Below are 19,817 nucleotides of genomic sequence, written 5' to 3' on the forward strand. Positions count from 1 at the left end.
TCATAGCGTGGGGGAAACGCCCGGTCCCATACCGAACCCGGAAGCTAAGGCCCACTGCGCCGATGGTACTGCACTCGTGAGGGTGTGGGAGAGTAGGTCACCGCCGGACTTAACTTGAGATGAATGGTTTGAGGCCCTGGAACACTTATKGTGTTCCAGGGCCTCACCTGTTTAACCCGTAGCAGGGGTCAGGCTGTGATGCGTGGCCTCTTTCCGCTATTTAAAACAGGACTTGAAAAAGACTCCCCTGAGGCTGTAGGCGCAGAGGAATATGCGCCAAAGATGTGTACAGAACACCCGCGCGAAGGGACTTCTAACAAGATCGGGTCGATAGATTTCCAAGTCCTCGGTCTGGGATCCTGCTAGGATCTTGCAAAACGGAGATAGCGGCCCGATGACTGTGAGCAGTCATCTAAACGGGAGAGTTGGGCAAACATGTTGTTCATGAGCTTTCTAGCATCCAGTGGGCTCGTGGCCTCCACATTCCTGCTTGGGTTCTTCTTTGCCGGTCTGCACGAGACCGGGGCAGAATCCGAGAGCACGAGCACGACTTCAGTGGCTTTCACCGCACTTGTAATGCTTTTTGTGGCCGTATGTGCCGCATTCATTCTTGTTGAGCCTGCACTGATTAACCCGTTGTGGTTGCAATACACGTTGATGGCAGGAGCCCCGTTGGTGGTTGGCTACGCTATGCGCCGGGCGCTGGCCCGGAGCATGGATCGCAGCCAGTAGTAGCAATTGGTCTATTTGAGGGATCCGTCGGCAGCGCCAGGGGACGTTCTCGTTTATTTAGGTTCCAGGCTGGTTGTCGGAGCTGCAGGGTTACGTGGTTTTGGGAAGTTCTTCGTTTCTATTTGGCGCAGACCACCCAAGCGCTGTTTTAGGTTAGCTGCTAATCGATTGCCTTAGGCATCGTTGTTCAGGACCCCAATTGAAATAGGCATATTGTGGGATATGAGCGAGGTTGTAACTGTCTGACTTGCGGTGACTCGACTCGTCTTGCGACTACGAAAGAGGATGACCGAACGTGAGAACCTATGTAGTTACTGGTGCTGCTTCTGGAATTGGTGCTGCCACCGCTGAATTGATTCGGGAACGTGGACACAAGGTCATTGGCGTCGATTTGCGCGACGCTGATGTCACCGCCGACTTGTCGACAGCAGAAGGACGGCAAAGCGCCGTGAGCCGCACTCTGGAGCTTTCTGAGGGGAAGATCGATGCGGTTATTGCAGCCGCCGGCATCTCTGCGCCTAAAGCTGTGACGGTGGCAGTAAACTTCTTCGGCGTCACCAACTACCTTGAAGGTCTCCTACCTGCATTAGCCCAGGCGCAATCGCCACGTGTTGCGGTGGTTTCCTCGATGGCATCGATACAGCAGAACTCCGCGGAGCTGGTTGAAGCCTTGCTTTCGGGCGACGAAGAACAGGCCCTGGCCATTGGCGCTTCGTTGGAAGCCGAGGGACCACGTGCTGGATATCTGAACTATCCCTCCTCGAAGCGTGCCGTGAGCCGTTGGGTTCGTCGCGAATGCATTACCGAAAAGTGGGCCGGCGCCGGCATTCCCTTGAATGCCGTGGCCCCTGGCACCGTGATCACCAACATGACTCGCGAGCTGTTGTCTACGGATGAAGGCAAGGCAATGGTTGACCAGAACGTGCCAATGCCATTGAACTACCACTCCGAAGCAGTGGTCATTGCCAAGCTGCTGCTGTGGCTAACGAGTGAAGAAAATACTCACGTTACTGGCCAGACAATTTACTGTGACGGCGGTGCTGAAGCCACCCTGCGTGGCGATGACATCTGGGCCTAGGGCCTAGTGCTGTCTATGGCGAAGAACACTGTCACCCACCTGCTTTGAATTGGCGCAGTGCTTAGTTGCTTGATATAGTTATGGAGTTATCGCAATTGCGACGGACACCGTAGTTTTCCCATGGTTATCCATGAGGTATAGAGTTACGGCGACCATAGCGTGGGGGAAACGCCCAGTTCCATACCGAACCTGGAAGCTAAGACCCACAGCGCCGATGGTACTGCACTCGGGAGGGTGTGGGAGAGTAGGTCATCGCCGGGCATAATTTGCCGAAGGCCCCGAACTTAGTTCGGGGCCTTCGATGTTTATCCGGAGCAACGAACTCCAAGAGCAAAACAATGGCGACGTGGAAGTTCATTCCACGTCGCCATTGGGATAAATCAGCTAATGCTAGGCATCTGCCAAACGCAAGCCGCTTTCCGTATCAAACATGTGCGCATGCTGCATATCGGGAGCAATGTTGATGCGCTGTCCACGTGCTGGTGGAGTGCGTCCATCAACGCGGACTACAACCACCTGAGTTTCACCAGCAAGCTCTGCTGAGCCGTAGATGTATGCATCGGCTCCAAGTTCTTCAACAACATCAACAATCAGCTCAATGCCTTCGCCCGGGCCGACCAATTCGATATCTTCAGGACGGAATCCGAGGGTGGTTCCACCCTTGGAGCCTGGAGCGTCGATGAGCGTTGAACCGAAAGCGATCTTTCCATTTTCGGACTGCAGCTTCACCAGGTTCATGGCAGGGGAGCCGATGAAGCCAGCGACGAAGACGTTGCGCGGGCGATCGTAGAGCTCACGTGGGGTGCCTACCTGCTGCAGCTCGCCATCCTTGAGCACGGCTACGCGGTCGCCCATGGTCAGTGCTTCCACCTGGTCGTGGGTAACGTACACGGTGGTGACACCGAGGCGTCGGGTCAACGACGCGATCTGGGTACGGGTCTGTACGCGCAGCTTGGCATCGAGGTTGGACAGTGGCTCATCCATCAAGAAGACCTGAGGTGAACGAACGATGGCGCGGCCCATGGCTACGCGCTGGCGCTGGCCGCCGGAAAGTGCTTTTGGCTTGCGGTCCAGGTACTTCTCCAAGTCAAGGAGCTTGGCTGCCTCCAGGACGCGCTTCTTGCGCTCTTCCTTGTCGACGCCCGCGATCTTCAAGGCGAAGCCCATGTTTTCGGCGACGGTCATGTGCGGGTAAAGCGCATAGTTCTGGAAAACCATGGCAATGTCGCGGTCCTTAGGCGGAACGTTGGTTACGTCCTTATCGCCAATGAGAATCCGGCCGGCGTTTACTTCTTCCAGGCCTGCGAGCATGCGCAGGGTGGTGGACTTACCGCAACCCGAAGGGCCAACGAGGACAAGGAATTCTCCATCTTGGATTTCCAAGTCGATTGCGTCGACGGAAGGCACAAGTGCGCCAGGGTAAATACGGGTGGCCTTTTCAAAGGTCACAGTTGCCATGATGACAATCCTTTCACGGGCAGGTACGTGCCCGACGATCCGTTGTGAAAGTGAATTGGGACACTTTAGTGTCGCATGAAAATCAGAATTTTCAAAAGGTCTGGCAATTCAGCAGGGGATGGAATAGAATACGTCGCGACCGTGGGGCCGGCTCCCACCTTGATGCCCAAATCTGCCGTGCCCAGAACCTTGAATCCGTTTTCGTCTGTCACATCATCGCCGACAAACAGGACTGCCTGGACATCGAGAACTTCACGCAGCCATTGCAGGCTTTGGCCCTTATCCCCGTGGTGGACCGTGGCTTCCAACACCGCTTTGCCTTCAAGCAGCGCTACGCCGTCTAATTGCTGCAGTGCTGCCTTCGCTTGTGCCAAAGCCTTAAGCGCCGTATCGGGCGCTGCTTGACGCACATGCAGGACCGTGGCTGAGGGCTTGTGCTCCACGGTGACATTCGCATGAGCTGCAGCGATCTGCTCCAAACGCCCGGTGAGTTCCTTGAGCAGTTGTAGCTGCTTCGTGGACAGCGGCTCATCATGCCAATGTGCGCCCAACTGCTCAGGCAGTAATCGTTCGGCACCGTGCGAGCCGATGCAGATCTCCGGACGTGGTTCGGGATAGGCCTGATTCAAGGACTGCAAATTACGTCCAGACACTACCGCGGTGTAGACCCCGGGGCTGGTGGCTAGCTGCTCAAAGGCAGCCGCCGATGCCGGCAATGGCCGGGCATCTTGCGGCCGGTCAACCAGTGGCGACATCGTTCCATCAAAGTCCAGGGCCACGAGCACTCGCTCGTGTGCGGCGAAATCGGCCAGGGCGGCACGCAGGGCAGGGGCAAGTTCAGGCAACGAAGCTCCTCATCTATATGAATGAATCCTTGCGGAAACCTATTAGCGAACGCTTCCGTGCACGGAAGAAGCCGCGTTGATTTCGGCCAGCGCGGCCAAGAAATCGTTGGACCATTTCGAGACGTCATTCACTGCCAGCTGGCGATTCATCCGTTTCATCCGGCGTTCCTGCTCGGATTCATTCATCTGAACGGCTTCAACGATCTTGGCCTTCATCCCATCGATATCGTGGGGGTTGACCAGAACCGCCTGCGGCAGCTGATCGGCGGCACCGGTGTACTCGGAGAGAACCAGCACGCCGCGTCCGTCCTGATGGGCCGCCACGAACTCCTTGGCCACTAGGTTCATGCCATCACGCAGGGCAGTAACCAGCAGGACATCAGCCGCCAGGTACATGGCGATCATTTCGCGCAATGGGTAGGACTGGTGCAGGTAGCGCAAGGTGGTGTGGCTTAGCGTGTCATGCTGGCCGGTAATCTGGCCGACCATGAGCTCGACCTGGTCGCGCAGCTCCATGTAGCTTTCTACGTTCTCCCGGCTGGGGCTCGCCACTTGGATCAGGCAGACGTCTCCGGCACGCAGCGTCTGGTCCGTGAGCAGCTCGCCGTAGGCCTTCAGGCGGTGGCGGATGCCCTTGGTGTAGTCCAGTCGATCCACCCCGAGCATGATGGTCTTCGGATTGCCCAGCTCATGGCGGATCTGCGCGGCCCGGGCAATGATTTGCGGGTCGCGTGAGAGCTTGGCGATGGTCTTGGTGTCAATGGAAATCGGATGCGCGTTGGCTCGGCACAGATTCTGCATGTCGCTATCTGCTGGGGGAGTAGCCACATCACCCTTGGTGGAGTAGCCAGTAAACCGGCGCAAGCAACGCAGGAAATTCGAGGCATCGGTTTCACGCTGGAAACCCACCAGATCAGCACCTGCCAAGCCCTGCAAGATTTGGGTGCGCCAAGGCAGCTGTGAAAATAAGCTGGCTGCGGGGAAGGGGATATGCAGGAAGAAACCGATTTTCAGATCCGGGCGTGCCAGCCGCAGCATCTGCGGCACCAGCTGCAGCTGGTAATCGTGGACCCAGACAGTGGCATTGGGCGCAGCAATTTTCAGCACCGCATCAGCGAATCGCTGGTTGATCTTCTTGTACCGGTCCCACCATGTGCGGTGGTACTCCGGGGGAACAATGACGTCGTGATACAGCGGCCACAGGGTCGAATTCGAGAAGCCCTCGTAGTAGAGCGAAAGGTCATCTTCATCCAGGGGGACCGGAACCAGATGGATCTCGTCCTTGTCGAAGCTCTCCAGCTCTTCGCCGATACCACCGTGCCATCCGACCCAGGCGCCTTCAGAAGATGCCATCACCGGTTCCAAGGCAGTAACCAAACCGCCGGGCGAACGCTGGAATCCTTGCGTCCCATCCGGGTTGGTAATGCGGTCCACGGGCAGACGATTGGCTACGACTACGAAATCGTAGGAATTTTCTGTTTTTGGATTCGGCGCTGGGATACCCACTGTAAACCTCCTGGTTTGTTCAATCTGGTTCACCGGCGTGGTGCAGATTCGTCGGTTCTAAGTGAATGACGTCTCGATATGGTTCGTCGCTCTTGGTATTGAGCCTAGTGAAAACTAACTAGTAAAGGAACGACAGGCTAAGTTTTGCCGTCATATGACCAGGTTTCTGCTTTTGTGCCGTTGCTAACACGGAACTGAGGAAAGGGGGGAGCATTTGCGATGATGACTTGGTTTAATGCTCAAGTACATGGTTCTGGGCACTTTGGGCGCTGTATGCGAAAGATATGTGTGTCCTGTGAAGGTGCGCGAATCTTGAGTTTTCAAGGATACTGGGCATCGGAGTTGGCTAAGCTTGACTTCAGATGACAGTTTTCCGCTGACCAAGGAACTACCAAATTTATGTCTACGAATAATCCGCGCCCTTCGAAGGCCGAACGTACTGCGAGTGCTCGCGAAAAGGCAGCACAGATGCGTGCCGCCCAGGAGGCAGCTGCGAAGCGTAAGTCGCTTTTCGTGAAGCTGGGCGTATTGGCCGCAGTCATTGTGGTAATCGCGCTGGTCGTCACTTTGATCGTGCAGAACAACAACGCCAAAATTGAAGACAGCGGCGCAGTTCCCCAGGGCGGTACCGCTGCTGGCGGCATCATGGTCACCTCGGCCGACACTGTCGCTGAGAAGACCATCGACAAGGTGGACATCAAGAAGCTGGAAGCACCGGACGAGGCTCCAGCTCCGGCAACCCCACGCGATCTGACGGTCGCTGAAAAAGGCGAGCCGATCAACATCGTCTTGTACGTTGATGCCAATTGCGTTCACTGTGCAGACTTCGAAGCCACCTATGGCGACCAGATGCAACAGTGGCTGGCTGACGGCAAGGTCACCATTGAGTACCGCAACGTCGGCTACCTGGATCGCGGTTCGGCAACCAACTTCTCCTCGCGTGCAGCCAATGCACTGGCTTGCGTAGCGGATGAAAGCCCAGCTGCATACATGGGCTTCGTCAAGGCACTGTGGGGCCACTACCCAGAGGGCGAAATGAAGAACGCCGAGCTGGCAGACATGGCGATCCAGAACGGTGCTGCCGAATCGGTTGCCGACTGCATCGACGATGACAAGTTCCGTCCATTCGTCAAGTACGCCACCACGGCTGGCCAGTACGATGGCGTAGCCGGCACCCCATCGATCTTCGTCCAGGGCAAGGAAGTCGACCTGGCGAAGCAAGACTTCCCAACCGCAGTCGAGGAAGCAATGGCTGCTAACAAGTAAGCAAATCCAGCCCAGGTCTGGACAAACGTCCGAGATTCGGTAATATTCCATATTGATCTCGCACTCTGTCCGATGGGAAGGAAGCCAAAGTTGGTTTCCTTCCCATCGACATTTAACCTGCAGCTTCCCCAATTCGCAGTGACGTAGGGTTTTCGGATATTCTTATCCGGTACGCCCCCTTAGCTCAGCTGGCCAGAGCGTCTGTCTTGTAAACTGAAGGTCACCGGTTCGAATCCGGTAGGGGGCTCTGTCCTGGTCTTGGGCCAGCAGTTGGAACCGTGTCCGTGAATCCTCATGGCGCGGTTTCTTTTCTTTAAACCACACAGCGTGCTCGATTCAACGTCGTGCCTGTAGCAGGGGCCAAGGCCTCGCCGGTAGAATTCTGCGCAGAACCTATATTTGAGGAGCCGACCATGGCCGGAGGCCTTGCAGCACTATTGGACGACGTTGCGGCGTTGGTGAAAGTCACCGCTGCATCCCTCGATGACATCGCATTGGGAGCCGGCAAAGCCAGCACCAAGGCGCTGGGCGTCGTTGTCGACGATGCGGCAGTAACCCCGCAGTATGTGCACGGAATTTCTCCCAAGCGCGAGCTGCCGATCATCTGGAAGATCGCAAAGGGCTCGCTGCGCAACAAGCTGCTGTTCATCTTGCCAGTGGCTTTGCTCTTATCCACTTTCGCTCCTTGGGCGCTGACCCCGATCCTGATGCTCGGTGGGGCCTACCTGGTCTTCGAAGGCGCCGAGAAGCTGATGGAAGCTTTCGGCTGGATCAAGCACCATGGTGTGGAACTCGAAGGCAAGGACCGCGACGAGAAGGCCATCATCGGCTCCGCAGTACGCACGGACCTGGTGCTCTCCGCCGAGATCCTGGTGATCTCGCTGAACGAGGTGGCGGACCAGCCGTTCCTGATGCGCACCGCAATCCTGCTGGTCGTCGCCATCATGATGACCGTCGTGGTCTACGGGACGGTGGGCCTGATCGTGAAAATGGACGATATCGGCCTGCATCTGGCCGCCAAGCCGCGCGAGCTCTCGCAGAAGATCGGCCGCGGCCTGGTCAAGGCGATGCCAATCGTCATGTCCGTGCTGAGCAAGGTCGGCGTGGTCGCAATGCTCTGGGTGGGTGGCCACCTGCTGCTGGTCGGCATGGACGAACTGGGCTGGCATGCCCCATACGGCTTCGTGCACCACATGGAACTGCTGGTCCACGACGCCACTGGCCAGGCCGGTGCCGTACTGGGCTGGCTGGTGAACACCGCTTTCTCCTGCCTTGCCGGATTCATCATGGGCACCGTGATTACCGTCATCATCCTGGGTATCAAGAAGCTGCGCCACAAGGGCAAAGCCGAAACCGCCCACTGAGTCCAAAAAACTGCGGGATGCCCGCACACGTAGAATGGACAAGTTGCACCCCCGGACTCGGTCTACCAGTCCAGCCAAATTGTCTGGCCTGCGTGGAAAGATCGATGCGTGTTGAGTAAAGAATTGAACGACCAGGCCACCGCCCGCCATGCGCGCGGTGCCTACTTCACCCCAGAACCCGTAGCCAGCTTCATGGCGCAGTGGGCGCTGGGCCAGCAGGGATCCAGGGTCCTGGAACCTTCCTGCGGTGAAGCGCAATTCCTTGCCGCCGCGCATTCGGTGCTCGATGAGCAGCGCGAGCAGCTGGACATGCTGGGTCTGGAGCTGCACGAGCCATCGGTGCAGGCAGCCCGCCAGCGGATGCGCGCGGCTGGGATCAATGCGCGGATCGAACAGGCCAACTTCTTCGAAGTCTCCGGCCACGGAGATTTTGATGCTGTTATCGGAAACCCTCCCTATGTGCGCTACCAGCTGCACCGTGGCGCCGACCGGCAGCTCTCGCGCGCCGCGGCCAAGGCCTCGGGCGTGGAGCTGAACGAACTTGCCAGCATCTGGGCGGCTTTCGTCGTGCACGCCACCAGCTTCCTTGCCGTCGGCGGCCGCCTGGCCCTGGTACTGCCCGCGGAGCTGATGTTCGTGAACTACGCCGGACCGGTCCGCCAAATGCTGCTTGAACGCTTCGCCGACGTGCACCTGGCAGTTTTCGAAGAACGCCTGTTTGCCGATGCACAGGAAGAAGTGGTGCTGCTGCTTGCCAAGGGGTACTGCGAAGGGGCCAGCGGTTCCTTCAACCTGCACCAATTCCGCAATGCCCAGGATCTGCAAACCCTCGGCGAAGGCGTGCGCCACACCCCGGTGCGCATGAGCGACCGCTGGACCGGTTCATTGGCAGGTCTTGAAGCCCAAGGGATCCTGGCCACGGCGCTGGCCGCCGGCCGGATGGCGCCGCTGCAGTCCTGGGGCGAGACCTCGCTGGGAGCTGTCACCGGCAATAACAAGTGGTTCACCCTCTCCGCCGGGCAGATCCATCAGCTGGGGCTGGTGCGCGAGGACCTCATCCGCATCTCGCCTCCGGGCTCGCGCCACCTGCGCGGGCTGGAACTGAGCGAGGAAGACTGGGAAAAGCTCACCGAGCATGGGGCTGCCACCTACATGTTCCGTCCCGCAGCGGAACCCAGTGCCGCCGGGGCGCGCTTAGTGGCCAGCGGTGAGTTGCAGAACGTTGACCAGGCGTATAAATGCCGGGTGCGCTCGCCGTGGTGGCGGGTACCTGTCCTCTCGGTCCCAGACCTGTTCATGACCTATATGAACGCAGATACCCCGCGGTTGACCGCCAATGAGGCTGGAGTGCACCACATCAACTCGATCCATGGTGTGTACCTCGGCGCTGATGTCCGCCAGCTGGGCCGGGAGCTGCTTTCGGTTGCATCGCTCAATACCCTGAGCATGCTCGGCGCTGAAATGGTGGGCCGCTCCTATGGCGGGGGCATCTTGAAGCTGGAACCGCGTGAAGCCGACCAGCTGCCGGTCCCGTCAATCGACCTGGTGCAGCGCCATGCCAAGCGGTTGCGTTCCATCAAGCCCACGGTGCGCGAATTGCTGCAGCAGGGGCGCAAGCAGGAAGCCACGGACCTGGTCGACAGCGTGGTGCTCAAGCAGATGCTCGGGTTGGACCACGCAGCCGTGGCCGCGGTCCATGCCGCGCGAACAAGCATGCTCGAACGCCGCAAGGCCCGAAGCAAAGCAGTGAAGGGATGAACGTGGCTAACCCCGTGGTTGAAAAGACCCTGGCCTTTGCCGAATTCGATACCACCTTGATGTCAGCGGCCAAGGATTCGCCCTGGCTGAACAACGGGGCAGTCACCGAGGCATTCAACCCCTCCTTCAGCGTGCTCGAACGCCTGCTGAGCATCCCGGTACGCAATAAGGCGGTGACCCGCTCCGGCCGCTTCGCCCAGGGCGTTGATGCGTGGCTGGCCCACGAACTGCGCCGTGCCGGATTCGATGCGGATCTGGTCTGGCCGCGCCCGGAGGCGCCCCGGGTCCTGTCCAGCGACATCCTTGAGCTGCTGCGCAAGCTTCCCGAGCGCCTGGCCGATGAGGTCCACGAATCCATCATGTCGGGCAAGGCCGGCAGCACCGATGCGCGCATACTGGGCCGCGCCTACATGAAGCAAACAGATGTGGTGATGACCCATTGGTCTACCGGCCCTGAGCTGCTGCTGAGCACCAAGGCCATGACCTCTTCCTTCGGCAAGAACCTGGCCAACCGCTACGAGGAAGCCTATGGAGATGCGGCTAACCTGCGCGCACGCTACCCGCTGGCAGCTGTCGGGTTCTTCTTCGTCCAGCGCGCCACGATCTTGGAATCCGAGCCGGCCGCCTTCCGCCGCACCGTGGACATGATCCGCAAACTGCGCGATTTCGGCGACGGCTTTGGCTATACCGCTACCGGCCTGCTGCTGGTGGACTGGGATGACACAGCAGAAAACCCGGAAGTCAAGTGCGTCCATGCTCCGGTGCCTGCAGATATCGCAGCCCCGCAGTTCCTCAATGCCATGGTTGATGCGGTCCTGAAAGTCACTCCGATCGACCTGCACGAGGCCGCGCGCGCTCGCCGAGCTGGCGAAGTCGCCCCGCTGCCGGGGCACGACGCAGTCGATGAGCAGCAGGACGCCCTGTTCTAGGCAGTCACATCACCGGGACCGGCGAAGCTGAGTCATCGGAGCCGTAGCGGGCAGCGTGCGGGTAGGCCAAGGCCGGAGCCAGGGTGAAAGGTGCGCTAGGCGCCGGTGCTTGGGACAAGCGAATCGCGACTTGATCTTCGCTGGCCTGAGGCAATTGCGCGGCCCACTGCCAAGCGGCTTCGGTAGCCCGGTAGATGAACTTCAGCTGCCCCTCGTGTTCGAAGCTGCGCTCGCGCTCCCAGAGCTCGGATCGTTCGTAGAACGCCCACGAAGCGGGGTTCTGCGAATCTATAACGCTGATCGGGGTTCTGCCCGCACGCAGGGCGTGGGCAAGGCGCAGCGAGGTTACATGCTGGCGGATGCCCAGCCGACGGTAATCGGCGCGCACGGCCATGCAGCCCAGCTCTACGGCGTTCATCGAAGAGGTCGGGGCAACGATGGAATCATGCACCAGGCCAGCAGCGACCAGGGTGCCCTGGTCGCGCACGGTCACCAACAGCGCCAGGCGATCGAATTTCTGGTTCCAGCGCTGGTCTACAACGGTGTACAGGGACGCTAATTCGGCGCGCTGGGCTGGCTGATCGCATAGGGATGACAAGGAAAAGTTCAGGTTTTCAAACACTGGGGTACGGTCCTAAATTCTAAGAACGAACGAAAGATGAGGCTTTTGCACGGTGGAGAAAATCCACTGCGCGGTTTCGTTGGCCTTGAGGGGACCGATGCCGGCGGCTTCCGGCAACTTCCTTGTAGGGTCCAGTTTGAGCTCGATGAGCTAGAAAAATTATGGAGTCTAAAGTGCCCTTTTGACAAGTGGAGATGGGTACTTTTAAGTGAATCGCAAATAAACTATTTGGCGCTGATTTTCTGTTCTGGTCAAGCAACGGATTATCTTGTCCCTGATGGCTGGTTTCAGCGCATTTGCGGTGTGTTTTACAACCGGTTTGCGACAACCGGAACCGGAACCGATTTGGAGTCAGGTCCGCTGCCCGGTAAGATTGCATACGCACTTGGCTTGCAAGTCAGAGCGCAGATGGATCTTTAGCTCAGTTGGTTAGAGCGTTCGCCTCACACGCGAAAGGTCGCTGGTTCGAGTCCAGTAAGATCCACCAATAACGAAAGCCACCGCGTCGCGGTGGCTTTCGTGATTTCCGGCTCAGTTTCGGCGTTTAGCTTCCCAGCAGCTGGTGCACCCGGGGCTTTACTTCTTCGCCGAGCAGCTTGATGCTCTCCATCATCACCTCGTGCGGCAGGGATCCGGCCGAATATTTGATGTCAACGCGGGATAGCCCTAATTGCGTGGTCACCTTGGCCATCTTCTGCGCCACGGTCTGCGGACTGCCTGCCATCATGGCGCCTTCAGGGCCCATGGAAGCCTGCAAGCGCATTTTGCTTGCCGGCGGCCATCCGCGTTCGGCGCCCAGACGGTTCATGGTGCGCTGGTAGTGAGGCCAGAGCGTTTCCAGGGCTTCTTCGTCGGTCGATGCCACCAGGCCATGGAAGTGCGCAGAGATGGGCAGCTGTTCCTGGCCGAATTCCTCCAGCGCGCGGTGGTAGAGGCTGGCCAATCCCTCGAATGCCGAAGGCTGCCCGCCAATGATGGCCAAGCACAGGGGCAAGCCGTGCCGGGCGGCGCGGACCACCGACTGCGGGCTGCCGCCGACGCCCACCCAGGTGGTGAGCGGACGGTCTTCCAGCAGCGGGTACACCTGCTGGTTGCGCAGAGCCGCACGGTGCTTGCCCTGCCAGGAAACCGGTTTTCCGTGGCGCAGCTTGGCCAGCAGGTGCAGCTTTTCTTCGAACAGGTCCTCATAGTCCTCGAGGTCCAGGCCGAACAGCGGGAAAGACTCGATGAAGGAACCGCGGCCGGCGATGATTTCGGTTCGTCCATTGGAGATCGCATCCAAGGTCGCGAAGCGTTCGTATACGCGCACCGGGTCGTCGCTGGAGAGCACGGTCACCGCGGTGCCCAGCTTGATGCGCTGCGTGGTGCTTGCTAAAGCGGCCAGTACGACTTCGGGGGAGGAGATGGCATAGTCATCGCGGTGGTGCTCGCCGACGCCGAAGAAATCGAGATTCGAGGCCTCGGCCTGCTGCCCTTCGGCGATGACGTTTCGAATCACCTGGGCATGGCTTAGCGGGTTGCCTTGGGCGTCTTCGGTGATGTCACCGAAGGTCTCGGCGCCGATTTCTGGCAAGGGGAGTTTGGTGCTCATCAGATCCTCCGGTTTATATGCAAACACATCTAACTTCTGACTGGTTCAACCGCTATCGGCCCTCCGATATTCCAGCAAGCAGAAAAGCACCTAAATGTGTTCGGGGATACCATCGGAATTCGCCACGTTCCCGACAACTTTTCATGCACGGGTTGTATGGTGAATCCATGGGAAAAACTTTGGTTCAGGGGGCGTGATTCGTGGCATATCGATCTGACGAGGAGCGGTCCACCTCGTCGAATGCCGTGGGTGAGGATCCGGCTCCGATAGCTGGCGCCATGCCACGCATTGTCACTAGCGAAATCAATATGGGCTTCCATCCGGAAGAGCCTGTCGAAGAACCGCTGATGGCGTCCGAACTGCCGCTGAATACTGCGGTTAGTGCCAATGTGGCGGCTGCTGATGCCACGGATATCGAGTGGCGCACCGGACAGGTGCACACCACCGATGAGGGCATCACCCTCATGCCTACCCGAGCCAACCCAGTGGCTCGCCGGCTGCTGGCGAAAATGTGGATCTCCGATGCCCCGCCAACCGAGGCGCTGAACATTGTCGAGCGCTTGCAAGGCACCCCCTATGCCAATCCCAAAATCAACGTAGACCAGGACGCTTCAAACCGGCGCACCATGGAGTTCGCGCTGGACTTGGGCGAGACCCTGATCCGCTATGGCGCAGGCGCCTTGGAAGTGGAAACCAGCGTGATCGCGGTGACTGCGGCCCTTGGCCTCAGCCACCTGGATGTGGATATCACCAACCAGTCCTTGCACCTGAATTACAGCCCTCCAGATGGCGAGAGCTACTCGGTCTTGCGCGTGGTGCGTTCCTACACCTCGAACTACGCAGGCATGGTCCTGGTGCACGAGCTGGTCTCGGACATCATCGCAGGCGGAGTTTCACGCACCGCTTCAGCTGCGCGGCTTAAACAAATCACGCGCAAGCCCAAGCCGTTCCCGCGTTGGATCGCCGCTACCTCGCGTGCGGTCTTTGCCGCCGCATTCGTGCTGTTCATCGGCGGCTCGTGGGCCGGGGCGCTGGTGGCCATGGTTTCTTCCAGCCTTGTCACCCAGATCAGCCGCTATGGTTCGCGCTGGCGCGTGCCCGAGTTCTTCACCATCGCGGCTTCGACATTGACGGTAACGGTCATTGCCCTGCTCGGCCACCAATTCCATGCGCCGCTGGACCCGGCATTGGTGGTTTCTGGCGGTATCTTGCTGCTGCTGCCATCGGGCAGATTCGTTTCGGCGCTGCAAGATGCCATCAACGGCTTCCCGGTCACAGCGGTGGGACGCTTGTTCTCGGCCAGCTTGATCTACGGGGCAATCCTCTGCGGCATCGCTACCGCTCTGGTGATCTCGGATCTGCTAGGCGGAGAAAAGGTCGACGTGCATAAGATCGTCCAGACCGAGTATCCAACCTGGCTGCTGGTGGTCTTGGTGGGCGTGGCCATCGTCGCTGGCGCGGTCACCGAGCAAAGTGCCTTGCGCTTGCTGCTGCCGACCGCCGGCATCGCAGTGGGCGGTTATCTGGTGATGCTGCTGGCCGAAAGCATTGGCCTGGGCGATCGCGCCACCCCGGCGCTGGTTGCCACTGTCATTGGTTTCGCCGCGCGCTTCGCAGCAGACAAGCTTCGATCCCCGCAGTTGGTCTTGGCAGCTCCCGCGGTTATGTTCCTGCTGCCGGGTTTGATGATCTTCCGCGCCATGTACGGCATCGTCATCAACGTGGATGAGACCGCGGCCGGGCTGGTGGAGATGTTCAACGCCATGGCAATCATGCTCTCCATCGCTGGAGGCGTCGTTTTCGGAGACACCCTGTGCCGCCCGCTGACTTCCAATGCTCGGCGCGAACGGCGGCGGATCCGCCGCCGCTAGGCTTTCGGCAATGACCAATCAATCGGCTTCTGTCCCTTTTCGGACAGGAGCCGATTGATGTTTGAGAAGGGTTTGGAGCCGAAGAAGCCACGCGAGGCTGACAAAGGCGAAGGGTGGGCGCTATGCAGCTGCTCTGCGTTGGGCAGCGCCTGCGAGAGCTTCTGGGCGTGCTTGCCCCACAGCAAGGCCACCGGAGGGTGCGGGCGTTCATTGAGCGCCTTGAGGATGCTCTGCACTATTGGGGACCACCCGAGGTTCTGGTGGGAGCCGGCATCCCCGGCGGTAACGGAGAGCACCTGGTTCAGCAGCAGCACTCCTTGGGAAAGCCACGGGCTCAGATCCGGGTGCGGGACCGGGGCGATGCCCAGATCCGCCTGCAGCTCCTTGTAGATATTGGACAAGGAGCGGGGCAGGGGACGAACCTGCTTGTTGGCCGCGAAGGCAAGTCCATTGGGATGCCCGGGCGTCGGATAAGGGTCCTGGCCAATAATTAGGACCTTGACCTCAGACAATGGCAGACTCAGTGCGCGGAACATCACCTCTGGCGCTGGCAGGATCTGTTCACCGGCCGCTGAGCGGGCAGCTAGAAGCGACGCCAGGGACTTGAGCAGTGAGTCCTGCCCCTGGAGCGCCTGAACCCAGTCTGGCGCGATAAACCCGAGGTCGGCCATTGATTTCGCCCCATGGTAAAAAGGGAAATCCGAGGCTTCGTAAACGGGCAACGGGGCTGGCCCAGGTGCGTCGAAAAGTGCTGGCTGCAAATCGTCCATAGAGTTAATTGTGCCGTTTTTCTGGCGTGCCTGTGCTCGGCCACACGGCGTTAGGCAAGCGGATTGGTTAGAATATCGGTGGTATGTCTGCCGAAGGCGGATTGCATGCATAACTGAAACCCGAGAAAATCGAACTAAGGATCGAGGTGAGAGCGTATGGCTGAAAATGAATTGCTGGTGGATTTCGTGATGAACCCGGATTCAGAATTGGACGAACGTTCGCAGCAGATCCTCACCTTGGAAAAGCTGTGGTGGAAGTATGCCGGGGCCAAAGAACAAGCCATTACCAAGCAGTTTTCGATGTCGCCGACGAATTACTACCAGTTGTTGAACCAGCTGATTGAAACCGACGCGGCACTGGCCTACGACCCGATGTTGGTCAAGCGCCTGCGCAGAGCACGTTCCACAAAACGTCGCGTGGGCGGTAAGGTCGGCACGGGAAGATAACCCTGCCTGCCGTGACCAATCAGACCTCGAGCAAGGACAAGAATGACCAACTACCCGCGTGACGAATTTGATCGCGTTCCGGAATTCAGCACCCGTGTGGGCTCGCACCACGCCCACGGATGGGCGCAGTCCGCCGCGTCGAAGTCAACCGGTGGAAAATTGCGCTGGGTAGTGCTGACCGCTGTGCTCGTGCTGGTGATCGGTGCCCTGTCCTTTATCTTTGGTCCGCAGCTGAAGGAAACCCTTGCCACTTCCACTGGCAGCGAATCGTCGCAGTCCCAGGAAGAGACCCCGCAGAGCTCCGAGGAAGCTACCCCGAGCGAAAGCGAATCGCCATCGAGCACCATCGATGATGAAGACGTGCTCTACGGCCAACTGATCGGCGTGTATAACGCTGCAAACATCGCCGGCTTGGCCACCGCAGGCGAAGACGCCATGACCGAAGCCGGATTTACCAGCATCGTGGCCGACAACTGGACCAAGCCAGCCGAAGTTTCGGCGGTTTATTACATGTCTGAGTCCTACCGGACTACTGCTGAAAAAGCTGCCGAAGTCTTGAATGTCGAGGAAGTTTTGCAGACTACCAACATCCCGAACCGAGTCACCGTGGTTTTGGGCACCGATGACACCTTGGGGCTAAACGAATAATTCGTTCATAATTCCATTCGCTTACAGCCGATCAGCTTGCACTCGCAATGCGAGAGTGCCAATATTTGTATTAGCACTCTCGTGTTGTGACTGCTAACGCTGGTCGGTTTTGGCGTTCCTAGGGGAACTTCAAGAAGCACCAGGAAGCGTACGCAACGCGTGGAGCGTGGAAAATACCTCAGATAGCGAGAGCTGAAACGGCTGCTGGCCCGATGCCACGCCGCTCCACTCGTCCGTCGCGGGCGCTGTCTGTCGGTTGCATTTTCGCAAAATCGTCCCGAAAGGACCGTACGCCACAATGGCTAAGATGATTGCATTTGACGAGGAAGCACGCCGCGGACTAGAGCGCGGCCTGAACACCCTTGCTGACGCGGTAAAGGTCACCCTAGGCCCACGCGGCCGCAACGTCGTTCTGGAAAAGAAGTGGGGCGCCCCTACTATCACCAACGACGGTGTATCCATCGCTAAGGAAATCGACCTCGAAGATCCTTACGAGAAGATCGGCGCAGAGCTGGTCAAGGAAGTTGCCAAGAAGACTGACGACGTCGCTGGCGACGGTACCACCACCGCAACCGTACTGGCACAGGCACTGGTCAAGGAAGGCCTGCGCAACGTTGCCGCAGGTGCTGACCCAATCGCACTGCGTCGCGGTATCGACAAGGCTGTAGAAGCTGTCACCGCTGAACTGTTCGCCGCTGCGAAGAAGATCGAATCCAAGGAGCAGATCGCTGCCACCGCTTCGATCTCCGCTGGCGACAAGGAAATCGGCGGTCTGATCGCTGAAGCTCTCGACAAGGTCGGCGAGCAGGGCGTCATCACCGTTGAAGAGTCCAACACCTTCGGTCTGGAGCTTGAGCTGGCTGAGGGCATGCGCTTCGACAAGGGCTACATCTCCGCTTACTTCGTTACCGATGCTGAGCGCCAGGAAACCGTTCTTGAGGATCCATACATCCTCATCGTGAACTCGAAGATCTCCTCGGTCAAGGACATGGTTACCTTGCTGGAGAAGGTCATGCAGTCCAACAAGTCGCTGCTGATCATCGCCGAAGATGTTGAAGGCGAAGCACTGGCTACCCTGATCCTGAACAAGATCCGTGGCCTGTTCAAGTCTGTTGCCGTCAAGGCTCCAGGCTTCGGCGACCGCCGCAAGGCCATGCTGACCGATATCGCCATCCTCACCGGTGGCCAGGTTGTTTCCGAGGAAATCGGCCTGTCCCTGGACAACGTAGGCCTGGAAGTTCTGGGTACCGCCCGCAAGGTCGTTATCACCAAGGACGAAACCACCATCGTTGAAGGCGGCGGCGAAGCCGACGCAATCGAGGGCCGCAAGTCCCAGATCGCAGCCGAGATCAAGAACACCGACTCGGACTACGACCGCGAGAAGCTGCAGGAGCGCCACGCAAAGCTCTCCGGCGGTGTCGCTGTGCTGAAGGCTGGCGCAGCTACCGAGGTAGAGCTCAAGGAGCGCAAGCACCGCATCGAAGATGCTGTGCGTAACGCCAAGGCAGCTGTTGAAGAAGGCATCGTCGCCGGTGGTGGCGTTGCACTGATCCAGGCTGGCGCTGCTGCATTCGAGAAGCTGGTTCTGGAAGGTGACGAAGCAACCGGTGCGAACATCGTTCGCGTTGGCATCGAAGCACCTCTGAAGCAGATTGCACTGAACGCTGGCATGGAGCCAGGCGTCGTGGCTGACAAGGTCAAGGGCCTGCCTGCAGGTCACGGCCTGAACGCTGCCACCGGTCAGTACGTGGACCTGCTGGAAGCTGGCGTCAACGACCCAGTGAAGGTAACCCGTTCGGCTCTGCAGAACGCAGCATCGATCGCTGGCCTGTTCCTGACCACCGAAGCTGTTGTCGCAGAAAAGCCAGCTCCTGCTGGCGCTGCTCCAGCCGGTGGAGATGACATGGGTGGCATGGGCGGCATGGGCGGCTTCTAAGCTTCCCGCCGCAAGGCACCAAGCAATCATCGCGCCGATGGCCCGGATTCCTTTTCACAAGGTATCCGGGCCATCGGCCGTTTTGCCTCGAAGAGGCGTTGAACTAGAGCCAGCTTCGCAGCAATTCCAGTTCATTGCTCAGATTGATGCGCGCACCGGGCTCCCAGCGCTGGATACCGGCGGGCGTGCCGTAGATCTTGTCTTTCTCCAGCAGCCCTGTGAGGATCTTGCTGCGTCCTGATGCGAGCAGGGGGCGAGGCAGATGCTCGTATTCCTTGTAGATAGCTTCCGCGTAGCGTTGATAGGCGACCGTGGGGCGTGCAAGGACCTCCAGGTCGGCATCGCAGAGGATATTTCCCAAGCGGTCGGTATCTGCCGGGGAATGCCCGGCGGTGAGCATGATGAGGTCACTGACTTTCGAGACTGCCCCGGGGGAGAGTACTCCCCACAGCCGTTCGCGGGCTAATATCGCAGACTTGAATTCGTCTTCGCTGGTTCCTTCATACACCGCATCATGGAACCAGGCAGCCAGTTGAAGCAGCATGAGCTCTTCCGGATCGGTATTGTCCTTGGCCAGCCAATCGAGTGCTTCGAGCACCGAGAGCAGGTGCACCCGGTCGTGATAGTGCCGATGGGACTGGGACCAGCGCTCCAAGAGCTCAGAGCCGAGCTGGGGCTCGGTAGGCAAGGTACGCGCCCAGCGGCGGGAGAGGATCGTTCCCAGCTTCTCGGGCCGGTATTTGGCCGGTATCCGTATCCCAGAGCTGAGCAGGGCGCGGACCAGTTCGCCTCCCGAGACTTCCTGAGCGCCAGCCGCAACTAGGCGGTCGTAGTGTTCGCGCGGAACATCGTAGTGGTCGCGGTCAAACGCCCGACGGGAGATTTCTTGTTGTTCAGCGAACTGATGCAGTTCAGCCAAGGAAGTATCCGACACCAAATGGGCAAAGAGCGTGCCATGGGCAGGCCAGCGCGGCGGGTCAATCAGAATACTCATAG

General features: G+C 59.0%; 18 protein-coding genes, 2 tRNA genes and 2 rRNA genes. 15 read left to right on the top strand and 7 right to left on the bottom strand.

Features of this window, described 5'->3' with window-relative positions; genetic code table 11:
• The 4 genes from rrf (AB4Y71_RS14570) to rrf (AB4Y71_RS14585) form a co-directional block, all read left to right on the top strand.
• Positions 1-109: ribosomal RNA gene (gene rrf / locus AB4Y71_RS14570) — 5S ribosomal RNA — on the top strand; the annotation flags it as partial.
• Positions 110-444: 335 nt separating this feature from the next.
• Positions 445-732 carry a hypothetical protein gene (locus AB4Y71_RS14575; protein WP_441721419.1) on the top strand — a complete coding sequence of 96 codons (288 nt, stop codon included), beginning with the start codon at positions 445-447 and terminating at the stop codon, positions 730-732.
• A gap of 295 nt (positions 733-1,027) precedes the next feature.
• Positions 1,028-1,810, top strand: a complete 783-nt coding sequence (locus AB4Y71_RS14580; protein WP_134780644.1) for an SDR family oxidoreductase — start codon at positions 1,028-1,030, stop codon at positions 1,808-1,810.
• A 144-nt stretch (positions 1,811-1,954) separates the two neighbouring features.
• A 5S ribosomal RNA gene (gene rrf, locus AB4Y71_RS14585) occupies positions 1,955-2,071 on the top strand.
• Between the two features lie 129 nt (positions 2,072-2,200).
• On the opposite strand, the gene AB4Y71_RS14590 is transcribed toward rrf (AB4Y71_RS14585), so the two are convergent.
• The 3 genes from AB4Y71_RS14590 to AB4Y71_RS14600 form a co-directional block, all read right to left on the bottom strand.
• The gene (locus AB4Y71_RS14590) at positions 2,201-3,268 is read right to left on the bottom strand and encodes an ABC transporter ATP-binding protein (RefSeq protein WP_134780645.1); all 1,068 of its coding nucleotides are present in this window, start codon (positions 3,266-3,268) and stop codon (positions 2,201-2,203) included.
• A 65-nt stretch (positions 3,269-3,333) separates the two neighbouring features.
• Positions 3,334-4,113 carry a trehalose-phosphatase gene (otsB, locus tag AB4Y71_RS14595; protein ID WP_134780646.1) on the bottom strand — a complete coding sequence of 260 codons (780 nt, stop codon included), beginning with the start codon at positions 4,111-4,113 and terminating at the stop codon, positions 3,334-3,336.
• A 42-nt stretch (positions 4,114-4,155) separates the two neighbouring features.
• On the bottom strand, positions 4,156-5,619 hold the full coding sequence (locus tag AB4Y71_RS14600) for an alpha,alpha-trehalose-phosphate synthase (UDP-forming) (protein WP_134780647.1): 1,464 nt from the start codon (positions 5,617-5,619) through the stop codon (positions 4,156-4,158).
• Positions 5,620-6,018: 399 nt separating this feature from the next.
• On the opposite strand from AB4Y71_RS14600, the gene AB4Y71_RS14605 reads away from it, so the two are divergent.
• The 5 genes from AB4Y71_RS14605 (at position 6,019) to AB4Y71_RS14625 (ending at position 10,936) form a co-directional block, all read left to right on the top strand.
• A complete protein-coding gene (locus tag AB4Y71_RS14605) occupies positions 6,019-6,885 on the top strand; it encodes a DsbA family protein (protein WP_441721423.1) in 867 nt (288 codons plus the stop codon).
• A 173-nt stretch (positions 6,886-7,058) separates the two neighbouring features.
• Positions 7,059-7,132 (top strand) — tRNA-Thr (locus tag AB4Y71_RS14610).
• Positions 7,133-7,298: 166 nt separating this feature from the next.
• The gene (locus AB4Y71_RS14615; protein ID WP_441721426.1) at positions 7,299-8,249 is read left to right on the top strand and encodes a DUF808 domain-containing protein; all 951 of its coding nucleotides are present in this window, start codon (positions 7,299-7,301) and stop codon (positions 8,247-8,249) included.
• Between the two features lie 108 nt (positions 8,250-8,357).
• Positions 8,358-10,007 carry an HsdM family class I SAM-dependent methyltransferase gene (locus AB4Y71_RS14620; protein ID WP_441721429.1) on the top strand — a complete coding sequence of 550 codons (1,650 nt, stop codon included), beginning with the start codon at positions 8,358-8,360 and terminating at the stop codon, positions 10,005-10,007.
• The gene (locus tag AB4Y71_RS14625) at positions 10,004-10,936 is read left to right on the top strand and encodes a hypothetical protein (RefSeq protein WP_013347924.1); all 933 of its coding nucleotides are present in this window, start codon (positions 10,004-10,006) and stop codon (positions 10,934-10,936) included. Before AB4Y71_RS14620 ends, AB4Y71_RS14625 begins: the two co-directional genes overlap by 4 nt.
• Before the next feature lie 4 nt (positions 10,937-10,940).
• Here the strand turns inward: AB4Y71_RS14625 and AB4Y71_RS14630 are convergent, their stop codons facing one another.
• A complete protein-coding gene (locus tag AB4Y71_RS14630; protein WP_441721432.1) occupies positions 10,941-11,558 on the bottom strand; it encodes a GNAT family N-acetyltransferase in 618 nt (205 codons plus the stop codon).
• Positions 11,559-11,594: 36 nt separating this feature from the next.
• Between AB4Y71_RS14630 and AB4Y71_RS14635 the strand changes: the two genes are divergently transcribed.
• Positions 11,595-11,978: a hypothetical protein gene (locus AB4Y71_RS14635; protein ID WP_148669461.1), complete on the top strand. Its 384-nt coding sequence runs from the start codon at positions 11,595-11,597 to the stop codon at positions 11,976-11,978.
• Positions 11,969-12,045 (top strand) — tRNA-Val (locus AB4Y71_RS14640). Before AB4Y71_RS14635 ends, AB4Y71_RS14640 begins: the two co-directional genes overlap by 10 nt.
• Before the next feature lie 57 nt (positions 12,046-12,102).
• Here the strand turns inward: AB4Y71_RS14640 and AB4Y71_RS14645 are convergent.
• Positions 12,103-13,149 carry an LLM class flavin-dependent oxidoreductase gene (locus AB4Y71_RS14645; RefSeq protein ID WP_441721435.1) on the bottom strand — a complete coding sequence of 349 codons (1,047 nt, stop codon included), beginning with the start codon at positions 13,147-13,149 and terminating at the stop codon, positions 12,103-12,105.
• Positions 13,150-13,349: 200 nt separating this feature from the next.
• On the opposite strand from AB4Y71_RS14645, the gene AB4Y71_RS14650 reads away from it, so the two are divergent.
• Positions 13,350-15,020, top strand: coding sequence for a threonine/serine ThrE exporter family protein (locus AB4Y71_RS14650; RefSeq protein ID WP_013347927.1), 1,671 nt, complete (start codon positions 13,350-13,352; stop codon positions 15,018-15,020).
• Here the strand turns inward: AB4Y71_RS14650 and AB4Y71_RS14655 are convergent.
• Positions 15,017-15,691 (bottom strand): uracil-DNA glycosylase, encoded by a 675-nt coding sequence (locus tag AB4Y71_RS14655; RefSeq protein ID WP_441721612.1) that lies wholly within the window; start codon positions 15,689-15,691, stop codon positions 15,017-15,019. The two genes, AB4Y71_RS14650 and AB4Y71_RS14655, sit on opposite strands and share 4 nt — an antisense overlap.
• 255 nt (positions 15,692-15,946) lie before the next feature.
• Here AB4Y71_RS14655 and AB4Y71_RS14660 point away from each other — a divergent pair, with 255 nt between their 5' ends.
• From AB4Y71_RS14660 to groL, 3 genes are all read left to right on the top strand, one after another.
• Positions 15,947-16,237: a DUF3263 domain-containing protein gene (locus AB4Y71_RS14660; protein ID WP_013347929.1), complete on the top strand. Its 291-nt coding sequence runs from the start codon at positions 15,947-15,949 to the stop codon at positions 16,235-16,237.
• A gap of 42 nt (positions 16,238-16,279) precedes the next feature.
• Positions 16,280-16,885: a LytR C-terminal domain-containing protein gene (locus AB4Y71_RS14665; protein WP_102598488.1), complete on the top strand. Its 606-nt coding sequence runs from the start codon at positions 16,280-16,282 to the stop codon at positions 16,883-16,885.
• Between the two features lie 298 nt (positions 16,886-17,183).
• Positions 17,184-18,821 (top strand): chaperonin GroEL, encoded by a 1,638-nt coding sequence (gene groL, locus AB4Y71_RS14670; protein WP_013347931.1) that lies wholly within the window; start codon positions 17,184-17,186, stop codon positions 18,819-18,821.
• 103 nt (positions 18,822-18,924) lie between these two features.
• On the opposite strand, the gene AB4Y71_RS14675 is transcribed toward groL, so the two are convergent.
• Complete coding sequence (locus AB4Y71_RS14675; protein WP_013347932.1) at positions 18,925-19,815, bottom strand: DUF4031 domain-containing protein; 891 nt, start codon at positions 19,813-19,815, stop codon at positions 18,925-18,927.
• Positions 19,816-19,817: the final 2 nt, after the last annotated feature.

The sequence above is a fragment of the Glutamicibacter sp. MCAF14 genome (assembly GCF_052114325.1).
GTDB classification, from domain to species: Bacteria; Actinomycetota; Actinomycetes; order Actinomycetales; family Micrococcaceae; genus Glutamicibacter; species Glutamicibacter arilaitensis.